This window comes from Novosphingobium aeonii (assembly GCF_052279045.1).
Lineage (GTDB): Bacteria > Pseudomonadota > Alphaproteobacteria > Sphingomonadales > Sphingomonadaceae > Novosphingobium.
Genome location: NZ_CP176835.1, coordinates 21,375 through 39,040 on the forward strand (window position 1 = coordinate 21,375; position 17,666 = coordinate 39,040).

Here is a 17,666-nt window from a genome sequence, read left to right on the forward strand (position 1 = left end):
GACAGTTAAGATTACTGGAAGAGCTTGGCGTTCTGATCCGCCCTGGCCTTTTGCAGCAGCGCGTTTGAGGCAGCCTGCGCCGAGCCGCACATCTTGCTCTGCTCCTCGATCCCGAGGTTGCTGTATTCGCCCTTCGTGCACTTCTGCATCCAGTCCGACAGCATTTTGGGGTTCGCTTCGAATTCTGCTTCGGTCGGAACCTGCACCGACTTGCTGCAAGCGGCCACGGCCATCAGTACAGAAAGCGCAATCCACTTTTTCATGGTCATTTCCTCAGGATGTTGTCGTCGTAGAGAGTCGAGTTGTCGGCAGCGCGAGCGGTGATCGCTGCGGCATTCGCGAGCTGGTTGCGCCCTGACTGAGCCATCTGAAGCGCCTGCATCTTGAGCTGGTCGTTCTGGAGCTGGGCCTGTTCGGCGGCGATGCGCGCCTGAAGGTCCATCACGTCCTTGGGGTCGGTGGCGGTGTCGAGCTTGGCTTGCAGCGTCTGGAGACCGGCCATGCGGGTTTGCGACACTGCCAGCGTGTTCTCGCCAAAGGCGGCCGTCGCGGCCGCCGAGCCGGTCGCGTCCTTGAGTGCCTGGTTGTAGGCCGCATCTGCGCTCGATGTTCCCGACAACAGGTATTGCGACTGGATGCTGCTTGCGGACGAGCTGAGCGAGCCGATCTTGGACAGATCACCGCCAAACAGCGTACCAGCGTCCATCGTCGTGGTGGGCATGATGTTGCGCACCGAGCTGTTCGACAGGTTTGAGGCCACCGAGTTGATGTTGGTGAGCTTTTGCAGCGAGTTGAGCTGATTTTGCGCGGTCTCGATCTGCTGCACGCCCTGGTCGATGATCTTGGCGGTGTTGGTGACGGTCGAGATCGTCTGGAGGTAGGTCGAGGAATCGAACACCGGAATGCCCTGCGCCGCCGCAGGGGTTGCGGCGAGACCGAGCGCGAGCGGCGCAGCTCCCAGGAGCACAATGGTCTTGATGCGCATTTCAGCTTCTCCTTTCGTTGGCGTAGAAGAGCGGCAGCCAGGCCGCCGGATCGGTGCCCGCTTGGGCAATGGCAGCCTCCATGACCTCCAGCGTTTCTGCACGGCCGGAGAGAACCGAGAGTTCGTCGAGCATCCCGTTCAGATCGAGCTTGGCTACGATCGAGGTGTGTCCCTGCTTGATGAGGAAGCACCGGCTTTCGGGTGTCAGGTCTTCCTTGATCAGCCGAAATTCCGCTTCCGTGAGGCCAAGGCCCTCGCAGTAATCCGAACGCTTGGCATCCGAGTTGGGCAGGAGGATCTTGGTCGCGGTCTGCTCGATGATCGAATGGGCGATCGAGGAGCGCAGCGCGTCGGCGGGCGACTGCGTGCCGAAGACCATGAAGGCGTTGCGCTTGCGGAAGGTCTTGAGGCCGTCCTGTGCGAACGACTTGAAGGCATCATCCTGCAACGCCTTCCAGAATTCGTCGATATCGACGACGACGCGCTGGCCGTTCAGCAGCTCATCCACGCGGTGGAAGAGGTAGAGCATCATGGGCGTGCGAATTTCCGGGTTTTCGAGAAAGTCCGTCATGTCGAACCCCACGAAGCGGGCTGCCATCGAGACTTCATCGGCCGGGCCATCGAACGCCCACCCGAGCGCGCCGCCCTGGCACCAGCGCTCGAGCCGGGCGCCGATGCCTTCGGCGTCCGCGTAGCCGAGCATTTCGCGAAGCGCGCCCATCGAACGCTGCGGCGCGGGCAGGCGCATCACGGCATCGAGGCCCTCATCGATGGTGCGCTCTTGCGTGACGGTGAGGGGGTGGTTTTCGCGGCGGACCAGGACGCGGATGAACTGGCGCAGGAAGGCCATGTTGTCGTGGGTCGGCTCCAGCCCCTTGAGCGGGGCAAAGCCGGTCGGCTCGCCGTTGCGCAGCGCCAGGTAAGTGCCACCGCAAGCGCGCACGAAGATCTCCGCGCCGCGATCCTTGTCGAAGAAGATCTGCTTGGCGCCGGTCTTTTCAAGCTGCGCGAGCAGGAAGTTTTGCAGGACCGTCTTGCCGCCGCCCGTGGGCCCGATGATGAGCGTGTGGCCAATGTCGGCGCGGTGGAAGTTAAACCAGAAGGACGAGCCGGCGCGCGTCTTCAAGAGCGTCACCGCCTCGCCCCAGTGGTTCCCCGACTTGCGACCCGCAGGGAAGGTATGAAACGGGCTCATCGCCGCGAAATTGCGGCTGTTGATCACGGCGGGCCGCGCCCGCATCTTGAAGTTGCCGGGAAGCTGTGCCCAGAACGCGGCTTCCAGCGCGACGTCCTCGCGGGCCATCACCATACCAGTGTCGGCGGCAGCGGCGCGTGCAATCGAGAGGCGTTCGAGTAGCCGCTTGGGGTTGTCGTCGATCACGGCAATCGAAAGGTGATGCTCGCCCATCACGAAGCGGTTCGACATGAGATCGTCGACACCATCGAGCAGCTCCTCGGCCTGGCTCACGCCAGCATCGTCCGAGGACACCATCTGCTTGTACTTCTTCTGGAAGCGCTCGGCCGCGACCGACTTCACCAGCGGCGCGAAGCTTTGCGTCAGCACATACGGGAAATCGAGCGTCAGGAGGCTGTTGAACTGGCCGCTGCGCGTGTTCGCGACGTATTCGCGCACGCCGAACATGCCGAGGTAGTGCGACCTGTCGGGAAGCCGGATCTCGGCGGCTTCGCGCCCGAAGATGATCCGCGAATTGTAGATCGCCTGCCCAAGCCGCCCGTGAACAAGCGGAATGCGGATGCGGTCGCCGGTCTGGATGAAGTGCAGCACTTCCATGGGCTGGGAGAACAGCACGCCATTGCGCTCGTAGAGCGAGAGCGCCACCGGGTTGGTGTCGGCCAGCATGCTCTCGAAGTCGCGGCACTTGTCGGCCATGATCGCCAGCGCGCGATCGTCAGCGGCGTGGCTGGCATCCGCCTTGCCGAACAGGCGGCTGAGCTGGTCGCCCGCCATGTTCGAGGGGCGCACGATGATCGTGACGTAGAACTCGTTGTGATAGAGCACCTTTTCCTTGAGATGCTTGGCGTATTTGGTCTGCAAGTCGCGGGCGAAGTCGGACTGAAACTCACCATTCAGTTCGGGATTGGTGGCGGTGCGCACCAGGTGCGTCCACACGGCCACACGGTCATCGCCGATCGTGCGCCAGGCGATATTGAGCTTGTTGTGCCAGGTGTTGAGGTCGGCAATGTCGCAAGTTTCGAACGGGCGCCCATCGACCCGGTACATGCGCATGAGCGAGCCATCGGCAAGCGCAATCACGGTGTCATTGACGTGCCGGGTGTAGGGGATGAACTTGATGTCATCCTCTTCGCGCAGCGCGACCTGTTTGTGCTTGAGGGCGAACCTAGTCATTGCCGAACTGCCTGCGCTTGACGCCGGTCTTGAGGCGGACGGGAGAATAGCTCCCGCCCCCCCAGAACTTGCGATTCTTGGATACGAAGGTGGTCTGGAACCACAGGCCCCAGAGCCGGAACGCGTTGAAGTCGTAATGTACGACCATGCGCGCCGGAAAGTAGAGAGCGCCGAAGAGGGCGAGGGGATAGAACGGGTTTCCGACGATCCCCCACAGCACCATGCAGACCATGATGATCGGCAGGATTGCCTCGAGCGGCAGTCCCATGAATACCGATGGCCGGGTCAGGGCGAGGAACACCTTGTCTTCGGCGATCTTTTCCTTGTCCATGTCAGGCGCTGCCACCCATCCAGCCCACGATCGTCGTGGCCGAGAAGATGATGCCGATACCAATCAGGACGGTGACGGCCTTGCCCCAATCCATGCGGCCGGTGAGCTTGGCGTAGCCCACCGCCATGATGGCGATGACGCCGACCACCGAAGCAACAGTGGTCATCCAGCTCTCGATGGTATCGAGGCCGGTTTCGATGCTGGTGCCAGCGAAGGCGGCCTGGGATACGGCCATGGATGCGAGGATGCCGGCAACGCCGACAATCTGGCGGGCGCGGTGATCCGAGAGGATACGACGCGCGGGACGACGAGAGAACTTCATAGACTTCTCCATGTTGAGGTTACCGTTCCATCTGGTTGGTTTGGATCGGCTCGATCTGCCGAACCGGCGCCGGTTCACGAACCGACACATCAAGGCCGCGCCGCAGCACGTCCGAGATCATTTGGCGGCCCTCCTGGGAGACCACCTCGATACGCTGGTGATTGCCCTCGAAGGCTGCTTCGAGGTGGCGGCGCATTTCCGCTTCGGCATCGAGCGCGTTGGCAAGCCGGGGTTCGGCTTGGCGCTGCTCCTGCGAGCCGTTGAGAAAGAGGTCCGCAAGCTTCTCGTTGTCACGTTCGGCGGACCGCGCCGCGTCCTTGCTCGTCAGGAACTCGGAGAAGGCGTTGCGCTGCTGAAGAGTTTCGGCCACCAGCTCATCACGCGCCGCCTTGCCATCGGGCACTTCAAGACCCCGGCTGCGCGCTAGTTCACCAATCTCGCGATCCTGATCGCGCAGGTATTCCCCGACGGTCTTGGAAAGGTTGCCCTGGTTCCGTGCCGTGTCCGCAATGATGCTTTCGGACATGAGATTGCGGGCGGCCAGGGTTTCGTTGCTGGCCCCGGCATCGCCAAGGCGCATCTGCGCGGAGGGCTGCTTCAGGATGAACTCGGAAACGGTTTGGCTCGACAGCGACGGATCTTCGCGCAGAACGTCATTCAGTTCCTCGACCAGCGCGCTCTTGCGCTGGAGCAGGGAGGTAACGTCCTCGTGGCTTTCTTCGCCGTCCGCGCCGGGTGCCGACACGCGCTCGCCAGCTTTTGCAAGATTGGCCGTGACGGCCTGCGCAGGGGCGGGGCTGGCCGCTTCCATCGCGATTTCAGCGGCCTCGACGACCTGTTCCGCTTCCCCGTCCTTCTCGGCCTTGCCGTCTTTGCGCAGACGCTCCGCGTCCTTGCGCTCGCGTTCGGCTTCCTCACGGCGTTGGCGTTCAACCGCTTCGCGCTCGGCAAACGTCGGCTCGTAGCCGTTTACCTCCAGACCGGCACGTGAGGCTTCCTTCCAGACAGCCTTGCGAAACTCGTCCGAGCCCGCGACTGTCAGCCCCTCCCATTCATTATGCTGCGCGAGCTTTACGAGGCTCTCGATCGTCTCGCGATCGTCGCGGTTGGCGACGATCCGCTCGTTCGAGATTTCGAGTGCGGGCGTCTTGGCATTGCCTGGCGTGAACATCCCAACCCGGCGTTCCGCTTCGGAGCGTCCTTCAATAGCTCGGATTTCGTACCGCTTGGCGAGGTCGTCGGGGATCGAGAAGGCCGCCTGTGGCGCGGCTTCCTGCGAAGCGTCCCGCTCCGTCATACGGGGGGCCTGCGAAATGCTGTTTTCATCGCTCATTGGAAGACCTCGATTCCAGTGCTGGTCTGTCCGAACACCCATTGCTCGGGAGCTTCGGCCGGGGGCGGCGCCTCGGGCGCAGGCGTGGAGAAGAACGGGGAAGAGGGAAGATCGGGCGTGGCCGGGGGCGTCTCGATCGCGCCCACCCGCGCAGCAGCGGCCCAGACGCGCTTGACGTAGCCGTTGCGAAAGCCACGGGTCATCGAGCCGGTGTTGTAGAGCGAATAGGTGACGCTGATCGCGTCGAGCCCTGAATAGTGCTGGCTCGCCTTCGCGTAGCCTTCCTGCAAGACGCGCGAGGCGAGGCCGAGATTGGTGCAGGGGTCGAAGGTCTGCTCGATGCCCACGCCGAGACGGGCAAGGTTCTTCGAGTTGATCTGCCCCAGGCCAATATCGACGGAATGCCCCCGAGCGATGTAGCGCTTCGCCAGCGCCACCGCGTCGGTCAGGTTCGAGGCGTTGACGCGCGGCCCGTTGTTGACGTTGATCGCGAGAGGGTTGCCCTCGCTTTCCGCCACGAGAAGCGGAACGAGGGCTTCCGTCGCAACGCCGGGGGCGCATTGCTGCGCGAGCGCGGTGAGGGCGGCCACGGTGTAGATCATTGGCCGATCGTCGTGACCGTCGAGGTCTTGGTGTTGATGAGGTAGGTATTTGTCGTGCCGTCCGACTGCGTGCTTTTCACGTAGTAGAGCGTCTTGCTCAGCTTCTTCGTCTTGGCCGAAACGCCGCCTTCGGAGCAGGACGGAAACGAGCCACCGAGCGCAAGCGTCTTCCAGAGCTTGGTGATCGGCGGCACGCACTCAGCATAAGTCGTGGGCGAACCGGGGGTGGCGAGGCAGAGGATGACCTGACAGCCCCAGGTCGAGGCGTGGGCCTTCTGCGGCGCCGAGGTGGCCAGCGCTCCGGCTGCCACCAGTCCCAGCCCACCGAGCAGATTGGGGCATTTTGCAAGCGGACGATCGAACATGAACCAGCTCCCTGTTTACGCTGACTAGCGTTGCGTTTTTGGGTCTGGATATGTGATATATCGAATATTCAGTCGTCCAGCAATATGCAATTGGCTATTGCTGTACTGTTGGTATCGTGAAGGCTCGATCTTGATGGGGACTGGGCCAATTTCTACGGCGCGCCTGCTGGCGTGAAATCACGGCCTTACGTGAAGAATGAAGAAGGTGATGCTTTTGCCCAAGACTGTGGTGTTCCTGGCTGAGACTGGAAAATCGCCCTCGCTTGCCGAGCAAACGTCGGCTTGCGTGCGCGACGGCGATCTTGTCGTGAGTGCGCCAGAGGTCAGCTTCAACGAACTCGAAAAGCTGCTCGCAAAGCTCGGTCATCCGCTTGTGTCGGGAGACACGATCAAGGTTCACGATCTTTCGTGTCTTGCTGTCAGTACGACGACGGTCCTGCGCGTGATGGCCCGGTTGCTTAAGGCGGGGGTGAACATCGAACTTTGCGGTCTGGGGGTCACGATCACCCCGGACCGGGACAGCGATCTGTTTCTGCTGGTGGAAGCCTTCGACGACCACTGGCGGCAGATCCACGGCATCAAGACCAATGAAAAGCGCGAAGCGAAGGCCGGTCGCAAGCCGCGGCTGACCATCGAGCAGTTGCCTGACATCCGAAAGCGCCTGGCCGAACAAGGAGCAACCCACGAGAGTGTTGCGAAGGATATCGGTGTGGCTCGCTCCACGCTCTTCGGGTTTCTGAAAGCCCATAAGGACGTGTCAGGCTGATCGTAGAAGGGCGGCGGGAGGCATCCCCAGCGCCGTGCACAGTCCGGCCAACTCGGTCAGCGTTATGTCCCGGGCCTCGCCTTCAAGAATGCTCACGATGCGAGCCTCGGGCAATTCGCTTGCACAGGCAATATCGCGCACCGCCAGCTTGCGCTCCTGAACCGCGACCAGGGTCTGGACGTAAAGTGTTCGATAGACCGACATGGCTTAGCTGCCGGCGCGATAGGCTGCGGACTGCCCCGCGGCCGGAGTTTCGCCTTCGATAATCTGGCTGCGCTTCTCGTACATGGTGCAAAGCAAGCGTGAGAGGACTTCCCATGAGCGCTTTGCGACTTCGGAAAGGGTCTGCGCCTCCGGGTGACTGGCAATGTAGCCGCGTGCCGCCTCGCCCATCTCGCCCACTGAATGGCTGCCAAGAAGAGCGAGCAGGCCACCTTCGCGCTGCCCGGCGAGCAGATACTGCCACATGTCGAGATCGTCCGCGATCGCTTCATAGAAACCGCTGCTCCAGGCGGTAAGGTCAAATTCACCATCAGCCCTCACGGCAAGGATCGGCGTATAGCGCGGATCGGGAGTGGCCATGTGCGCGCGGGCTTGCACAAGGCGCGAGAGAAGCTCCTTGCGGGCCCGCGTTTCGATCAGATCCCGTGAAACGGTCTGTGTCGAAAGGGGGCCCATTATCGCATCTACCCAGTGATTATCGGGCATGGGCTCGAGCGAGACCACTGCACCGGCCAGAAATCCATCGGCCAAGTGGAGGTCGGGGCGCGTGTCTGGGGCTTGTGCCTGCCAGTGGCGGTAGCTTGGGAGATCCATGGCGATTCCTTGCGGTTTTGGGGGGGATGGTCAGCCCGAGGGAATGTTCCTGAAGTCTTGCCAGTCGCGCTCAGCGCCGAAGCGCTGCGCGCGCCGTATGTGAATGATGGTCCCCACGATCAGGCAGACGGTGGCCGTGAAGGTGGGTGTCTGGCTCATGAAGACCACGACGATGGGGCGGTTCACGACGCCGAGGTAATGGACAACGTGGGTCAGCACCGAAATCAACTGCATGGCTGTGCACAGCAGGGGCCACAAGCGCCGCGCGCGTGACGCGATCAGCCCGAAACCAGCCAGTCCGACCAGATCCTCGGCTACCGAGATTGTGCGCATTGCCTCTTCCGAAAGACCCACCGTTTGGATGAGGGCACCTTCGAACCAGGTCATCATGAACATGAGCAGCAGGACGCCGGCGCCAGCACGTTCAGGGTCGCCGCCTTTCCAGAGGCTGAGACCGATCGCGATGAAGATCGTCACGAGAAAGCCGAAGTAGAGGACCTGCATCACGCTCATTGAGCAAAGCCATCCGTACAGGCGGCCCGGATCGGGCGTGGATTACAGCAGTCTCTCCAGAGCATCAGCAATCACCAGGACCAGAGCCAGCGTGAGAGCCATCACGAACGCAAGTCCAATGACGGCCACGAAACGACCGGACGGGCCAAAGTGAAGATCGAGGCGATCAACGAGCGTCATGCCGCTGGGGGTGCCCTGAGATATTCCAGGCTCGACCAAGGCGGCAGGCGCAAGATCCTCAACCATGGAGGTTGTCCGGTTCTTGCGCTCAGGATCATCGGTGACGATAGCAATGCCAACCTGCGACGGTTCATATATCAATGGTTCGTATATGGAATCGTTGCGGTTTTCTGCGGCTTCCAGCAATTCTCGGTAGAGGCGCACGACTTCCTGGCGGGTCGGAAGGTTCCATTTTGTGCGAACGCTCGAGACGCGCTGGTCCACGGTGTGTCGCGAAATACCCAGTTCGTTGGCGATTTCCTTGCTGGTCTTGTGCAGGCACAACTGATCGAGCACCTCGACCTGCTTGTCGGTCAGGCTGTCCAGCAATTCACTGGCGTTGTCCGCGTGTGCGTCCCCAAGGCGGCATAGTACGTTCATGGCGTCTATGCTGCGAACCGTAATCAGTTCACCGCGTCAGGGTAGCCGCAAGGGTATGCGCCGTGCGTGGTATGCGATGGATCGCATGGTTTATAAATTGAAGGAATTTCAGGAAGCTGACTGCACCGTCAGAAGGTCAATCGCAGAGCAACCGAGACCCTTGGCAAGCTGTTCGACGACTTCGAGCGTCGGATTGGCCTTAGCCCGTTCAATGAAGGACAGGTGTGACGTGGCGACACCGGAGCGGATGGAAAGCTCTACCTGGGTCATTTTCAGCGCGGCACGCCGTTCTTTGACGTTCGCGGCAAGGTGGGTCGCCAATTCCGAAGCTGCCTCGTCCACTTGCAGATATTGCGCCATACGTCGGGTTCGCAGCCTTCCATCACAGTCGCTCGGGAGTAAGAGCTTCCATCCATCTATAGCGTATCCATCGCCCAACGCTAATTTTTGCGTTTAACTACCTTGCGGGGTAGTTGGTTTGACAAGCCGAGGTACGTCACATACAGCTTGGAACATGGTTGGAACGTCTGCCTCCGAACGAGTCGTCGCGACTCCCGCAGCCTGTATGAGGCGAAAGCGGGAAGCGCTGTACGCGGCCGACTTCGTGCAGTGCAAATTCAACATTCCCGCCAGCTTCCGCAAGCGTCTGAGCGACTACAAATCGGCCTATAAAATGCGCGGAGTTGAGCAGGTCGTCATGGCCATGTTGGACAAGGCCATGACCAACTACTCGATCGAAGAAATGCGTGTCCCGCCGCCGCCCAGCGATGGCAAGAGCGACAAGCAGATCGCGATACATCTTCCGCGAGAACAGCACGCTTTTCTCGAAGCGATTGCCTACCGCAATCGCGGCGTGACGCTTGGCGTCGCGCTTGAAACTGTTGGGGCTTACGTCAGCGAGCTGACGCCTTCGCCCCAGCAATTGCCACTTATTGGAGAGGGGGACGCCGTGAGCGGATAAACGAAGCCCGGCACGAAGGCCGGGCGTCGGGGTTGCTATCAAGTGGTTGGCGCCACTTAAGATCGCTTACAAATCTAACGGTCAGATAGCCTCCCCCGTCCAATCTGTCAAGGATTAGCGCGCTTCGCGCCACGCTCTTGCTTTGTCTGCGCACGGCCTCTCGCACGAGGGGACGAACGATGCTGCATACCCTAAGCTCTGGACTGAAAAATGTGCCCGCTGGTGCGGTTGCGGAGCTGCGTGCCATTGGCGTGCGTGACGACGACATTCGTGCTGCCTTCGAGTTTCAGGAACAGCAAAGACGCGCTGGCGCACGGGTTCTTCCCTTGCGCGTCATCTGCGGCGTTGAAGCGCCTACTCGCGAGGCTCGCTCAAGTTTCAGCGCGACTGCATCGCGGCTTGTCGGCACCAAACCCAGGACGCGGGTGCAACGGGGCGGAACCCACATCACCCGCCGCCCGGTTTGGGCTGGAAGTGTCCGCACCGGCGATGCCGCCGAAGCCGACTTCGTGCGTGCGATCAACACCGATCAGCGCAAGCGGCTTTCGCGCGCTTGCTATCTGGCCTTCGATCGGGGGCGCCAGTTGGCTGCACAGAAACGGCAGGGGCGCGAGCTGACCGCCAAGGAAGAGCAACTTACGCTCTTCACCCGTTCCTGCCGGGACATGATGCTCAAGATCCTCGACGATCTGCACTACCGCAAAGGGTGGTGCAACCCGTCCTATGAAACGCTCATGCGCTGGACCGGCCTTGCTCGTCGCGCGGTCCACTATTGCATCAATCGGCTTAAGGGCCTGGGCTTGCTCGAATGGATCAGGCGCTACGACTATTCCTCCGACAGCGAATTTGGAGCGCGTTCAGAGCAAACCTCGAACCTCTATCGTTGCCAGCTACCCGACTGGCTGGCGAAGATGGTCGGCCTCTTTGCGCCTGTCCCGGCCGATGAGGAGCAGCGTCGGGCCGAGGCGCTCGAACAGAACGCTGACATGCTGGCGAGCGTTGGTGCCGTCGAGCGCCGCCACATGATGCCAGAGGACAAGGGCTTGCGTGCAGCGCTCATTCTCGCCGGAGAACGTGCGGCCCAACGTCGGTCGACAGACGCGAATACCCGTGAGTGCAATCACTGCACTCCTCCTCATACTAATTTTAATATCTTAAAAGGAACCAGCAGGGAGTTGCCCTAGTCGGGCAACGCGTAAGCCCTGACGGGCTATCTAAATCCCACCACAGCGGCCCATCAAAAGCTCAGTTCAACCCTGACACGATAGACCGTCGGCTTCGCCGCCGGGGTGCTCCCAGGGGGAGCAAGCCGATATGGCCGTGCTAAATCCGCTTGTCCGTTTTAGTCGTATAGTGCATTATTGGACTATGTCGAACACACCGGAAAGCGCCGCTCGGCAGATCGTAAAGGATCTCAAGGGAACGTGGCATGGCCGCTATGGGAAAGCCTGTTGCCCGGCACATGCTGATCGGCGCGCCTCACTTTCGGTGACACCCGGGCGCAAAGCTGTCCTCTTCCACTGCTTTGCCGGTTGCTCCCAAGACGAAATCCTCGTCGCGCTTAAGAACCGCCAGATGTATCCGGCGATCACGAGCCAAGATACTCGGCCGATTGAACCGGCGCGGGACCTGACGCCCTTGTGCAAGCAGCTTTGGGATTTTGCGCTTCCCCTGCGAGGAACGCCCGGCCAGCTCTACCAAGAGCGACGCGGGATCGGGCATTCTCGTGCCGGCCGCTTCGCGCCTGGCGCGATCACTTATGAGGGCGGGCGCAAGCTGCGCTTGCCCGCCTTGATCCTGCCCATGACCGAGGGCAGCGAATTGCGCGCGCTCCTGCGGATCTTCATCAACCGCGATGGAACAAAGTCCTCGCAGCTCGACGAGCCGAAGCGCACGTTGGGCGATCCACGCGGCAGTGTCGTGCAACTCGGCGCACCCGCCAGCGACACCATGAACCTGGCCGAAGGCTTCGAAGACGCAGAATCCGCGATTGTCCTCAACAACCTGTCGGGTTGCGCCGCCGTTTGCGGCGTTGAACGCTACGCCAGCACCTTCATTCCCGATCACGTTCGCCGCGTCGTGATCTACTCGCAGCACGGCAAGGCCGCGGCTGATGCCATCGAGCGCGGGGCCGAAAATCTTACCGCGAACGGCCGCAGTCTTGTGATTGTCTCTCCCCCTCCGCGATGTGACTGGAACGATGCGCTCATGGCAAAGCTGAAGGTGCGTGCGTGAGAGGGGCCGCAATCCTGGGTGGCCTCGCCTTCGTCGCGGTCGCGGCCTGGTGGAACCATTCGGAAGACCGCGCGAGCTTCGGTTGCTCCAACTTCGCGCCGAGCAGCGTGTGCGCGGCCGGAACCGGCCTTGTTCAGACCATTCACAGTGCCAACAGCGCTTTCATCACGCCGGACAGGCTTCCGCCCAAAGGCGTGCCCGGAGCGATCGACCCCGCCGTGACCCAGGAGAACATAGACCGGACTATCTGCCGACCGGGCTACGCCCGCTCGGCCCGTCCGGCCTATTCGATCACGGGCCCATACAAGCGCCGCCTTATGGATCAGCAGTATCCCGGCCAAAGCATGGCCGACTACGAGCTGGATCACCTTATTCCAATCTCGATCGGCGGCGCGCCGTTCAATGAAAGGGATCTGTGGCTTCAGCCCCGGAAGGGCCGCGCAAACGCCAAGGACAAGAACGATCTTGCCTATGTCCTGTGGCGCCTGGTCTGCCGACATGAAGTGCCGCTTGCGACCGCGCAAAAGGCGATCAGCGAGAACTGGATTGCGGCGTACCAAACCTACGCAACGCCTCAGAATATCGCGAAGTATCACTTCCGGCATGGCAACGAGGTGGTCACAGAAATGTCAACTAAATGAAATTTTAAATCATCTTAAATTGACAACCCGGCGAGAGCGCCGCGCACTGCCTGAAAGGAAGACCTCGATGCCGCAGAACATCGCTGAATTTCGGATCATCGGACGTATAGGAAAAATCCGGCCTTTGGAGAAGGTTACCTATGTCAGCGTGGCGTCTAACTACAATCGCAGGGACGGGGACGACTGGAAGACCGATACGCATTGGAACAGCGTCGTATGCTTTCCCAAGATTGCCGCCCAAGTCGAGAACGCCGAGGAAGGCGACCTTGTTCATATCACCGGGCGGACCCGCGAGAACAGCCATTCGGGGGACGCCGGGATCGTCTACAAAACCGAGTTGATCGCAGATTCCTTCTCGATCCTGGCGCGCAAGATGGCCGAGCAGGACAACTAGAAACGGGGAGGAGCGGGAGCGGCCTACCGGCACGGCTCTATCTCCGCTTCGCTCCGACCGAACCCGCGAAGCGGTTTCGACCTATTCAGGTCACGATCCTCGCTCGAAGTAGAGGCCGCGCTAGCGCGGCCTTTTTCGTTTGTCAGCCGCAAGGGGGGCGGCCTCCCCCCTTCCCGGCAAGGGCCAGGCCGTCTTCGCGCGCAGGCGCGCTGCGCTTGGCTCACGCGAGGGTGTCCCCATCCTTCCGTCCGCGGCGCTCCCGTGCAGGACGGGTGATCCCCCTCCCCCGCGTTCGGCCCTCCGGTGCCGGTTCAACCCCCCCGGCTTCGCCAGCGGGCAGAAGCCGATGGACGCCATCGCCTTCGGCTCCATCGAGGAAAAAGGGAAACCAGCACATGAGCCGCAAGACCAAGACCACCCGCCACAACACCGCCCCGCGCGCAGACGTGTACGAGGAAGTCACCAACCAGATTATCGCCATGCTCGAAGAGGGCACCCGCCCATGGTCGCCCCGTTGGGCGTCCGGCCTTGCCTCTCTTCCGCGTCGCCATGAGGGGACCGCTTATCGGGGCATCAATATCCTGTTGCTTTGGACCGCCGCCATGTCGCGCGGTTACGCCAATCCCTATTGGATGACCTACCGCCAAGCCACCGAACTGGGCGGGCAGGTCCGCAAGGGTGAAAAGGGCAATCTTGTCGTTCATGCCGGAACCTTCACCCCCAAGGACGGCGAAACTGGTGAGCCTGTCACCAACAGCGAGGGCGAGGAAGCAACCCGCAAATACCTGAAGCGCTATGTCGTGTTCAACGTCGAGCAGATCGACGGGCTCGATATGTCCAGGTATCCCGCGCCTGCGGTCGAAATGAAGAACCGCGACGAACGCGATGCCGAGCTGGACGAAGCCTTTGCCCGCTGGCCCGTTCCCAATGCTGAGGGCGGCCCGAGCGCCTTCTATGACCCTGCCGCCGATCGTATACAGATGCCCGCCTTTGGTGACTTTGAAAGTGGCAATGCCTTCTATGCGACCCTCGCTCATGAGGTCGTGCACAGCACCGGGAGCACCAAGCGTCTTGCCCGCGAAACCCTGCGGGATTACGGAAAATCGCGTGAAATCAGGGCCGAGGAAGAGTTGATCGCGGAGATCGGAGCAGCCATGCTTTGCGCCCAGCTTGGCATGGAGCCGACTGAACGCGAGGACCATGCCGCTTACGTGGCGTCGTGGTTGACCGCCCTGCGGAATGATAAGCGCGCAATCTTCCGCGCCGCTAGTGCCGCGCAGGCGGCCAGCGAATTGATCCTGTCCCATATGGATGCGCCTGCGCAGGCCATTGCTGCGTGAGGCAGGACTTGAGGGCGGCCGCGTGGCCGCCCTCAAAATGAAGATATGTGGAATCTCGGGCGTTTTTGGGGGCAAAAACGCCCGAGATAGTTTCTATGCCAGCGCGAGTATCCCGTCGAGATTTGTCGCCGTTACAAAGGGCACCTCGAGTGCGGCAAAGTGCGCCTTCCCGCACGCTATTTGTGCCTTTTCGGCTTCGCGCAGGGTGTTCAGGTCGCCCTTGCTTTCGCTGACCAGATAGACGTCCTCGCGATCATCGTGTTTGCGCACGATTGCCCAGTCCGGGTTGTAGGTGCCCAGTGGTGTCGTAATCTTGAAACCAGACGGCAGCTTGGCAAACACCTTGATTGCCCCGCTAATGTCCAACGCCTTTGCAAGAGCCGCCTCGATGTTTGAATCCGTGACGATATGGTCGAGCGGTGCATGTGCGACCGGGACCAATCGATCCGTTGGTATATCGTCCTCGGCGCTGAAGAGGTCCTGCGCCCACCATTCATCGAGGGGTTTGTAGACGATGCCGTTGGTCATCATCAGCCGCTTGCCGGCTTGAATGATCGCCGTCACGGCGTCCACGAAAGCCGAAGGGTTCACGCTCGCGTCCTCAAGGCGCCCGGACTGGACAAGAATGTCGGCCAGTACCTTGCGGGGAAGCTCGGTGCGGTTCTGCAATTCGCCTAGAAGGTCGGGTACGTCGAGGCGGGCGGCGGCTAGGCGCTGCGGGTTCGACGTACTGCGCTTCTCTGGCGTTACGCCCTCGCGGCCGATCAACATCTCGGCAAGCTCGAATGTCACGCGCGCTTCGCCGGGGCGTGGCATGTCCGCCAGCGCCTGTGCGCAGCGCGCTACCAGCGCGGCATCATCAAAGTCGAGCCGATAAGTCGTCTTGCGGCTGATCCGGTCCCACAGCGCCTTAAAGTCGTGGCCTTCCAGTACGGCGAGGTTCAACTTCACCTGCCCCTTTGCCCGTGCATCGCTGACCGGCACCTTGCGCGCCAGGCGGTGGAGCATGTCGCGGACAAGCTTTGCCGCCGGTTCCGGTAGGTCGGCAGGCAATGGCACTGCATTTTGTGCGAGCGCAGTGCGCAATTCAGGCAGAGCATGACCCTTGTCGTCGATAAGGCCGGCTTCTGTGAGCCCCTGGAACACGGCTTTGCTTTCCTGCACGGATACAACTGCCGTTCCGCCTTCCGGCAGCGCGTAGGTAAGCCCTGCAAAGAGGTCCGCCGTTACGATCCCCAGCTTGACGTTCAGCGCCTGCTCCATCTCGCTCTGCAGGCCCTTGGCGAACTCCGCGTAGCTTTCCTGGGCGACGACAGTGAGGACATTCAGTCCTTCGTCGCGACGGCGTTGTCCGGTCTGATCGACGCAAAGGCGCAGGCCGCGGCCGATTGACTGACGGCGGCGCGTCTCGCTTGCCATCTCGCGCAAGCTGCAGATTTGGAAAACGTTGGGGTTATCCCAGCCTTCGCGCAGGGCGGAGTGTGAGAACAGGAAGCGCAGTGGCTCGGCTTCGTCGAGCAAGCGTTCCTTGTCTTTCATGATCAGATCGAAGGTGCGTTCGGCATCGTCGCGGCTCTTCTGGTTGGACAGCTCGCCCGCCGCGTTCAGCGCTGGCTCGGTGAAGCGGCCCTTCTTATCCTGCGAGAAATAGCCGTCATGCGCGCGGCTCGCATCGGCGGGCACGTCGGCGAACAGCGACTGGAACTCGTCCAGCGCGGCGAGCTTCGCGTATTCTTCCTCGAAGATCGTTGCCAGCGGCCCGGGCTGCGCCGCGCCGTCCTCGTCATACCCGCGATAGTCTGCCACCGCCTCGACGAAGAACAGGCTCAACGTCTTGATCCCCAGCGGACGATTGCGCAGCTCTTTCTTGAAATGGTGCTCGATCGTCTGGCGTACCATCGCGCGGGAGAGCGAGGCAGCATCGACATCGCCCCAGCTATCACCCACGTCCAGCGTCTTCACCCCGTCGCCGGGGACGACCAGTTGCATCGAACCGGCGCCCCGCATCTTCTGGATGATGCCGATGCGATAGCCCGCATAGATGCCGCGTCCACCGGATGTTTCTTCCAGCATGTCGTTGTCCGATACCCAGACCGACTGGCGCGATACGCCGCCCTTCATCTGTTTGGCGATCTCGACGCGGGCGCGGGGCAACTGCCCCTTCTTCACCTCGACCTCGAGCAGTTTCACATATGGGCTGTTATCTGCGTCCTGGATGCGCGCGCCATCAACCTCGATCGACTTCACCAGGCCGCGGTCATGCGCGTCGAAGGCATCGAGGCGATAAACGGGGTGGAATTTCGCCACATGCGTTGCCGAATAGCGGATCGTCGCCAGCGGCTCCATCGCCCGCATGATCTGGCGGCCGGCGCCATTGGGGTTGGCGTCGACCGACTGAGGCTCGTCGACGATGATGATTGGGCGCGTGCTCTTCACCCATTCCACGCCTGGAATGTCGCGGGTCTGCTCGCGCGCCTGCTGAAAAACGGCGGCCTTGCTGCCCAGCGACTGCACCGTTGCGATCATCACCCGGATCGACGAGGACGAGGCGAAGTCGATAATGCGCGACAGGTCTCCGCTGTCATAGACGAAGCTCTCGAACGGAACCCCGTCATAGATCTGGCGGAAATGGTCGCGGGTCTGCTCGATCGTTTTCTTCACGCCCTCACGGATAGCGACCGAGGGAACGACGATGACGAATTTGGTGAAGCCATAGCGGCGGTTCAGCTCGAAGATGCTGCGCAGATAGACATAGGTTTTGCCCGTGCCCGTCTCCATTTCGACGGTGAAGTCCATCTTGAAGTCGCCGCCTGCATCCCGCTTGCCCTTCGCGGCGACGGCCAGTTCCGGGGAGGCAGGCAGAGCATGGCGGTTCTGGACGATGTGCAGGTTTTCCAGCACCTGTTCGTCCAGCAGGTCGCAGCGGTTGGCATAACCCAGCAGCTTTTCGTTATATTCCAGCTCGCCGGCCACCTGGCGCGGTGCGACGGTGAACAGCGACTGGCGCTCTTCCTGCCCGGCGAACAGGTCGATCACGGCGTCGATAGCGGCAACCTGGTGCTGCAGTTCGGCTTCGAAGACGAATTTCATGGCC

At 61.5% G+C, this 17,666-nt stretch carries 21 protein-coding genes; 7 read left to right on the top strand and 14 right to left on the bottom strand.

Annotation, left to right across the window (positions count from 1 at the left end; translation table 11 throughout):
• Positions 1–11: 11 nt before the first annotated feature.
• The 8 genes from ACLIMP_RS25970 to ACLIMP_RS26005 are packed head-to-tail and all read right to left on the bottom strand — an operon-like array spanning position 12 to position 6,306.
• Positions 12–269 carry an EexN family lipoprotein gene (locus ACLIMP_RS25970; RefSeq protein ID WP_443479052.1) on the bottom strand — a complete coding sequence of 86 codons (258 nt, stop codon included), beginning with the start codon at positions 267–269 and terminating at the stop codon, positions 12–14.
• The gene (locus ACLIMP_RS25975) at positions 266–985 is read right to left on the bottom strand and encodes a TrbJ/VirB5 family protein (protein ID WP_443479053.1); all 720 of its coding nucleotides are present in this window, start codon (positions 983–985) and stop codon (positions 266–268) included. Before ACLIMP_RS25975 ends, ACLIMP_RS25970 begins: the two co-directional genes overlap by 4 nt.
• Position 986: 1 nt before the next feature.
• The gene (locus ACLIMP_RS25980) at positions 987–3,353 is read right to left on the bottom strand and encodes a VirB4 family type IV secretion/conjugal transfer ATPase (RefSeq protein WP_443479054.1); all 2,367 of its coding nucleotides are present in this window, start codon (positions 3,351–3,353) and stop codon (positions 987–989) included.
• Positions 3,346–3,684, bottom strand: coding sequence for a VirB3 family type IV secretion system protein (locus tag ACLIMP_RS25985; protein WP_443479055.1), 339 nt, complete (start codon positions 3,682–3,684; stop codon positions 3,346–3,348). The genes ACLIMP_RS25980 and ACLIMP_RS25985 overlap by 8 nt, the downstream gene beginning before the upstream one ends.
• A gap of 1 nt (position 3,685) precedes the next feature.
• A complete protein-coding gene (locus tag ACLIMP_RS25990) occupies positions 3,686–4,006 on the bottom strand; it encodes a TrbC/VirB2 family protein (protein WP_443479056.1) in 321 nt (106 codons plus the stop codon).
• 19 nt (positions 4,007–4,025) lie between these two features.
• Complete coding sequence (locus ACLIMP_RS25995) at positions 4,026–5,339, bottom strand: LPD7 domain-containing protein (protein ID WP_443479057.1); 1,314 nt, start codon at positions 5,337–5,339, stop codon at positions 4,026–4,028.
• On the bottom strand, positions 5,336–5,941 hold the full coding sequence (locus tag ACLIMP_RS26000; protein WP_443479058.1) for a lytic transglycosylase domain-containing protein: 606 nt from the start codon (positions 5,939–5,941) through the stop codon (positions 5,336–5,338). Before ACLIMP_RS26000 ends, ACLIMP_RS25995 begins: the two co-directional genes overlap by 4 nt.
• On the bottom strand, positions 5,938–6,306 hold the full coding sequence (locus ACLIMP_RS26005; RefSeq protein WP_443479059.1) for a hypothetical protein: 369 nt from the start codon (positions 6,304–6,306) through the stop codon (positions 5,938–5,940). The genes ACLIMP_RS26000 and ACLIMP_RS26005 overlap by 4 nt, the downstream gene beginning before the upstream one ends.
• A gap of 196 nt (positions 6,307–6,502) precedes the next feature.
• Between ACLIMP_RS26005 and ACLIMP_RS26010 the strand changes: the two genes are divergently transcribed.
• The gene (locus ACLIMP_RS26010) at positions 6,503–7,072 is read left to right on the top strand and encodes a helix-turn-helix domain-containing protein (protein WP_443479011.1); all 570 of its coding nucleotides are present in this window, start codon (positions 6,503–6,505) and stop codon (positions 7,070–7,072) included.
• Here ACLIMP_RS26010 and ACLIMP_RS26015 read toward each other — a convergent pair.
• The 5 genes from ACLIMP_RS26015 to ACLIMP_RS26035 all read right to left on the bottom strand — a co-directional run bounded on the left by ACLIMP_RS26015 (position 7,064) and on the right by ACLIMP_RS26035 (position 9,361).
• On the bottom strand, positions 7,064–7,276 hold the full coding sequence (locus tag ACLIMP_RS26015; RefSeq protein ID WP_443479012.1) for a helix-turn-helix domain-containing protein: 213 nt from the start codon (positions 7,274–7,276) through the stop codon (positions 7,064–7,066). The genes ACLIMP_RS26010 and ACLIMP_RS26015 overlap by 9 nt on opposite strands.
• A gap of 3 nt (positions 7,277–7,279) precedes the next feature.
• Positions 7,280–7,888, bottom strand: a complete 609-nt coding sequence (locus ACLIMP_RS26020; protein WP_443479013.1) for a UPF0149 family protein — start codon at positions 7,886–7,888, stop codon at positions 7,280–7,282.
• Between the two features lie 30 nt (positions 7,889–7,918).
• Positions 7,919–8,401, bottom strand: a complete 483-nt coding sequence (locus tag ACLIMP_RS26025) for a hypothetical protein (RefSeq protein ID WP_443479014.1) — start codon at positions 8,399–8,401, stop codon at positions 7,919–7,921.
• Between the two features lie 42 nt (positions 8,402–8,443).
• The gene (locus ACLIMP_RS26030; RefSeq protein WP_443479015.1) at positions 8,444–9,001 is read right to left on the bottom strand and encodes a LuxR C-terminal-related transcriptional regulator; all 558 of its coding nucleotides are present in this window, start codon (positions 8,999–9,001) and stop codon (positions 8,444–8,446) included.
• Between the two features lie 108 nt (positions 9,002–9,109).
• Complete coding sequence (locus tag ACLIMP_RS26035; RefSeq protein WP_443479016.1) at positions 9,110–9,361, bottom strand: helix-turn-helix domain-containing protein; 252 nt, start codon at positions 9,359–9,361, stop codon at positions 9,110–9,112.
• A 205-nt stretch (positions 9,362–9,566) separates the two neighbouring features.
• Here ACLIMP_RS26035 and ACLIMP_RS26040 point away from each other — a divergent pair, with 205 nt between their 5' ends.
• From ACLIMP_RS26040 to ACLIMP_RS26065, 6 genes are all read left to right on the top strand, one after another.
• Positions 9,567–9,962, top strand: a complete 396-nt coding sequence (locus ACLIMP_RS26040; RefSeq protein WP_443479017.1) for a hypothetical protein — start codon at positions 9,567–9,569, stop codon at positions 9,960–9,962.
• A 179-nt stretch (positions 9,963–10,141) separates the two neighbouring features.
• Positions 10,142–11,146: a helix-turn-helix domain-containing protein gene (locus ACLIMP_RS26045; protein WP_443479018.1), complete on the top strand. Its 1,005-nt coding sequence runs from the start codon at positions 10,142–10,144 to the stop codon at positions 11,144–11,146.
• Between the two features lie 130 nt (positions 11,147–11,276).
• Positions 11,277–12,197: a DUF7146 domain-containing protein gene (locus ACLIMP_RS26050; RefSeq protein ID WP_443479019.1), complete on the top strand. Its 921-nt coding sequence runs from the start codon at positions 11,277–11,279 to the stop codon at positions 12,195–12,197.
• Positions 12,194–12,838 carry a hypothetical protein gene (locus ACLIMP_RS26055; protein WP_443479020.1) on the top strand — a complete coding sequence of 215 codons (645 nt, stop codon included), beginning with the start codon at positions 12,194–12,196 and terminating at the stop codon, positions 12,836–12,838. Before ACLIMP_RS26050 ends, ACLIMP_RS26055 begins: the two co-directional genes overlap by 4 nt.
• 67 nt (positions 12,839–12,905) lie before the next feature.
• Positions 12,906–13,232 carry a single-stranded DNA-binding protein gene (locus ACLIMP_RS26060; RefSeq protein ID WP_213504604.1) on the top strand — a complete coding sequence of 109 codons (327 nt, stop codon included), beginning with the start codon at positions 12,906–12,908 and terminating at the stop codon, positions 13,230–13,232.
• Between the two features lie 395 nt (positions 13,233–13,627).
• Positions 13,628–14,572 (top strand): ArdC family protein, encoded by a 945-nt coding sequence (locus ACLIMP_RS26065; protein WP_443479021.1) that lies wholly within the window; start codon positions 13,628–13,630, stop codon positions 14,570–14,572.
• 93 nt (positions 14,573–14,665) lie between these two features.
• Here ACLIMP_RS26065 and ACLIMP_RS26070 read toward each other — a convergent pair whose 3' ends face one another.
• A complete protein-coding gene (locus ACLIMP_RS26070) occupies positions 14,666–17,662 on the bottom strand; it encodes a type III restriction-modification system endonuclease (RefSeq protein WP_443479022.1) in 2,997 nt (998 codons plus the stop codon).
• Positions 17,663–17,666 lie beyond the last annotated feature (4 nt).

Bases quoted from the DNA above. Each gene is read 5' to 3' on its own strand.
- ACLIMP_RS25990 (WP_443479056.1), bottom strand. From the start codon at position 4,006: ATGAAGTTCTCTCGTCGTCCCGCGCGTCGTATCCTCTCGGATCACCGC.
- ACLIMP_RS26000 (WP_443479058.1), bottom strand. From the start codon at position 5,941: ATGATCTACACCGTGGCCGCCCTCACCGCGCTCGCGCAGCAATGCGCC.
- ACLIMP_RS26025 (WP_443479014.1), bottom strand. From the start codon at position 8,401: ATGAGCGTGATGCAGGTCCTCTACTTCGGCTTTCTCGTGACGATCTTC.
- ACLIMP_RS26010 (WP_443479011.1), top strand. From the start codon at position 6,503: ATGAAGAAGGTGATGCTTTTGCCCAAGACTGTGGTGTTCCTGGCTGAG.
- ACLIMP_RS25985 (WP_443479055.1), bottom strand. From the start codon at position 3,684: ATGGACAAGGAAAAGATCGCCGAAGACAAGGTGTTCCTCGCCCTGACC.
- ACLIMP_RS25995 (WP_443479057.1), bottom strand. From the start codon at position 5,339: ATGAGCGATGAAAACAGCATTTCGCAGGCCCCCCGTATGACGGAGCGG.
- ACLIMP_RS26015 (WP_443479012.1), bottom strand. From the start codon at position 7,276: ATGTCGGTCTATCGAACACTTTACGTCCAGACCCTGGTCGCGGTTCAG.
- ACLIMP_RS26060 (WP_213504604.1), top strand. From the start codon at position 12,906: ATGCCGCAGAACATCGCTGAATTTCGGATCATCGGACGTATAGGAAAA.
- ACLIMP_RS26065 (WP_443479021.1), top strand. From the start codon at position 13,628: ATGAGCCGCAAGACCAAGACCACCCGCCACAACACCGCCCCGCGCGCA.
- ACLIMP_RS26020 (WP_443479013.1), bottom strand. From the start codon at position 7,888: ATGGATCTCCCAAGCTACCGCCACTGGCAGGCACAAGCCCCAGACACG.
- ACLIMP_RS25970 (WP_443479052.1), bottom strand. From the start codon at position 269: ATGACCATGAAAAAGTGGATTGCGCTTTCTGTACTGATGGCCGTGGCC.
- ACLIMP_RS26045 (WP_443479018.1), top strand. From the start codon at position 10,142: ATGCTGCATACCCTAAGCTCTGGACTGAAAAATGTGCCCGCTGGTGCG.
- ACLIMP_RS26030 (WP_443479015.1), bottom strand. From the start codon at position 9,001: ATGAACGTACTATGCCGCCTTGGGGACGCACACGCGGACAACGCCAGT.
- ACLIMP_RS26050 (WP_443479019.1), top strand. From the start codon at position 11,277: ATGGCCGTGCTAAATCCGCTTGTCCGTTTTAGTCGTATAGTGCATTAT.
- ACLIMP_RS25980 (WP_443479054.1), bottom strand. From the start codon at position 3,353: ATGACTAGGTTCGCCCTCAAGCACAAACAGGTCGCGCTGCGCGAAGAG.
- ACLIMP_RS25975 (WP_443479053.1), bottom strand. From the start codon at position 985: ATGCGCATCAAGACCATTGTGCTCCTGGGAGCTGCGCCGCTCGCGCTC.
- ACLIMP_RS26005 (WP_443479059.1), bottom strand. From the start codon at position 6,306: ATGTTCGATCGTCCGCTTGCAAAATGCCCCAATCTGCTCGGTGGGCTG.
- ACLIMP_RS26070 (WP_443479022.1), bottom strand. From the start codon at position 17,662: ATGAAATTCGTCTTCGAAGCCGAACTGCAGCACCAGGTTGCCGCTATC.
- ACLIMP_RS26040 (WP_443479017.1), top strand. From the start codon at position 9,567: ATGAGGCGAAAGCGGGAAGCGCTGTACGCGGCCGACTTCGTGCAGTGC.
- ACLIMP_RS26035 (WP_443479016.1), bottom strand. From the start codon at position 9,361: ATGGCGCAATATCTGCAAGTGGACGAGGCAGCTTCGGAATTGGCGACC.